The 2,487-nt window shown below is 62.2% G+C and carries 3 protein-coding genes; 1 reads left to right on the forward strand and 2 read right to left on the reverse strand.

Features of this window, described 5'->3' with window-relative positions; all coding sequences use genetic code 11:
* Nucleotides 1-178 precede the first annotated feature (178 nt).
* Nucleotides 179-835, reverse strand: coding sequence for a thiopurine S-methyltransferase (locus tag AC3ZU9_RS31300; protein ID WP_102060290.1), 657 nt, complete (start codon nucleotides 833-835; stop codon nucleotides 179-181).
* A gap of 103 nt (nucleotides 836-938) precedes the next feature.
* Between AC3ZU9_RS31300 and AC3ZU9_RS31305 the strand changes: the two genes are divergently transcribed.
* Entirely contained in the window at nucleotides 939-1,706 is a 768-nt protein-coding gene (locus AC3ZU9_RS31305) for a DODA-type extradiol aromatic ring-opening family dioxygenase (RefSeq protein WP_046035030.1), read from the forward strand.
* A gap of 124 nt (nucleotides 1,707-1,830) precedes the next feature.
* On the opposite strand, the gene AC3ZU9_RS31310 is transcribed toward AC3ZU9_RS31305, so the two are convergent.
* Nucleotides 1,831-2,487, reverse strand: a 657-nt coding sequence (locus tag AC3ZU9_RS31310; protein ID WP_490091782.1) for a DbpA RNA binding domain-containing protein, incomplete at its 5' end; no start/stop codon positions are given.

Below are 2,487 nucleotides of genomic sequence, written 5' to 3' on the forward strand. Positions count from 1 at the left end.
GCGCTGAATCAGTCACCTGATGAATCGACTGACACACCGCTATCGGGGGCAAGCCCCCTCCCACATTTGGATCGCGGTCTGACCGTTAGATGGCGCTCGTCTGCCAGGCCGTCAGCGGGAGCAAGCGCCCTCGCCACAGGTTCAGCGCCGTCCCAGCGCCGCGCACGAACTGCCCCGGTCAACGCATAACCAGCCGATAGACACGCTCATCAAGCCGCGTAACGCCATCCTGCACAAACTTCCAACTCTCGCCCAGGATGTCTCGCGCCTCCAACACCTCCAAGGTCCATTTCAAACCAAACAGCACCGCTACTTCGTCATCCGTCACCGCAAACGGCGGCCCGGCCTTTTGGGTCTGGTCATAATCAAGGGTGACCAACAGCCCCTGACACCCTGGGCGCAGCAAAGTGTTCAGATGTTCGGCGTATTGCGCACGCATCAGCGGCGGCAAGGCGATCAATGCAGCGCGATCATATAGCGCGGTGCAGTCGGCCAGATCCTCGGCGCCCAGGGCGAAGAAATCGCCGCACCACACCTCAAGCAAATCCGCCTGGTAGACCGTGAAGGCACCGCGCCGGGTGATGTGTGGCGTCAGGCTCTGCTCGCTGAAAAACGTTTCGACGGCCTGCTCCGACAGTTCCACGCCCATGACGCGCAACCCATGACTGGCCATCCACATCAGGTCCAGGCTTTTGCCACACAGCGGCACAAGCACTTTGGCGTCATCGGCCAGGGACAGATGCGACCAATGCCGCAGCAGGTACGGATTGACCTCGGGCAAGTGAAAGCCGATCTGATTGCGCGCCCAGCGCTCTTGCCAAAATTTAGGCTCCATGGATCCCCCCGGAAATTCGATCAAAAGGCACTAAAACTTATATTAGATTTAGATCAATGATCTGATTGAAGATGGGCCCATGTTAACGCTCAGGACTCCACTTATGCTCCCCAGCCTGTTTATCTCGCACGGTTCGCCCATGCTTGCCCTGCAACCCGGCGCCAGCGGCCCGGCATTGCAGCGTCTGGCTGCCGAGCTGCCACGGCCCAAGGCGATCGTGGTGGTGTCGGCACACTGGGAGAGCCATGAACTGCTGGTCAGCGGCAGCCCCGCGCCCGAAACCTGGCATGACTTCGGCGGCTTCCCTCGCGAACTGTTTGCGGTGCAGTACCCGGCGCCGGGCGATCCGCAACTGGCCAGCGAGGTTGTCCAACTGCTGCACACCGATGGCCTGAATGCACGCATAGACGAGCGCCGCCCGTTTGACCACGGCACCTGGGTGCCACTGTCGCTGATGTACCCGGCGGCTGACATTCCGGTGGTGCAGGTGTCCCTGCCCAGCCGTATGGGCCCTGCCCTGCAGACACGCGTCGGGCATGCCTTGAGCAGTCTGCGTGAGCAAGGCGTGTTGTTGATCGGCTCGGGCAGCATCACCCATAACCTGGGCGAACTGGACTGGCACGCGGGGGCCGAAAGCATTGAGCCGTGGGCACGGGACTTCCGTGACTGGGTGGTGGATAAGCTGGCCGCCAATGATGAGGCTGCATTGCATGACTATCGCCGACAGGCGCCCCATGCGGTGCGCAGTCATCCCAGCGATGAGCACCTGCTGCCACTGTATTTCGCGCGGGGCGCCGGTGGCGATTTCAGCGTGGCGCACCAGGGCTTCACGCTGGGCGCGCTGGGGATGGACATCTACCGTTTCGGCTGATGGACATCGAACTGTGGGGCTTGCTCCCACCGTTGACCGAGTGCTGATCCAGAAATGCCAGGCAAAAAAAATCCCCGAACCAGTCGGGGATTTTTTATGTTCGATCAATCAGCCCAAGGGCGGATCAATCTTCGCGGTAGCGACGCAGCTTCAGCTGCTTACCGGCAACGCGGGTGTCTTTCAGCTTGGTCAGCAGTTTTTCCAGACCGTCTTCCGGCAGCTCCACCAGGGAGAAGCTGTCACGCACCTGGATGCGACCGATGGCTTCACGTGCCAGGCCACCCTCGTTGAGGATAGCGCCGAGCAGGTTCTTGGCAGCGATGCCATCACGCGCGCCCAGCGCGGTACGGCAGCGAGCACGGCCTTCAGCCAGTGGCACCGGAGCGCGACGCTCACGGTCACCACGGTCCGGACGGTCGCCGGTACGCTCTGGACGATCACCGCGTGGCGCGTTGTTCGGAACCAGTGGACGTTCTTTCTCGATGGCTGCCAGGGTCAGGGCCTGACCGTTGGTGGCTTTGCGCAGCAGAGCTGCAGCCAGGGCACGCGGGGTGCAACCGATATCGGCGGTCAGGCGGTCCAGCAGGTCGCCGTGGGTCGATTCAGCGTCAGCCACCAGTGGCGCCAGGCTGTTGGTCAGTTTCTTGATGCGAGCATCCAGGACTGCCTGGGCATCCGGCAGGCGGACTTCGGCAACTTTCTGGCCGGTTACACGCTCGATCACTTGCAGCATGCGGCGCTCACGTGGAGTCACCAGCAGCAGTGCACGGCCTTCGCGACC

Source organism: Pseudomonas sp. A39 (assembly GCF_058145955.1).